At 56.3% G+C, this 252-nt stretch carries 3 tRNA genes; all 3 read right to left on the bottom strand.

Annotated elements, in window-relative coordinates:
- Positions 1-75, bottom strand: a tRNA-Glu gene (locus AC0IXC_RS29275).
- Between the two features lie 8 nt (positions 76-83).
- A tRNA-Ser gene (locus tag AC0IXC_RS29270) sits at positions 84-174 on the bottom strand.
- 3 nt (positions 175-177) lie between these two features.
- A tRNA-Asn gene (locus AC0IXC_RS29265) sits at positions 178-252 on the bottom strand.

The following is a 252-nucleotide window of genomic DNA, read 5'->3' as shown; positions in this document are numbered from 1 at the left end:
TGGTGACCCGTACGGGATTCGAACCCGTGTTACCGCCGTGAAAGGGCGGTGTCTTAACCACTTGACCAACGGGCCAATATGTATGGCAGAGAAGAAGGGATTCGAACCCTCGCACCGCGTTAGCGATCTACTCCCTTAGCAGGGGAGCCCCTTGAGCCACTTGGGTACTTCTCTGTATGGCTCCGCAGGTAGGACTCGAACCTACGACCGATCGGTTAACAGCCGATAGCTCTACCACTGAGCTACTGCGGA

It is taken from the genome of Bacillus sp. AC266 (assembly GCF_979253805.1).
The sequence above is the reverse complement of the archived record's forward strand: the minus strand, read 5'-3'. Positions and strand labels throughout refer to the sequence as shown.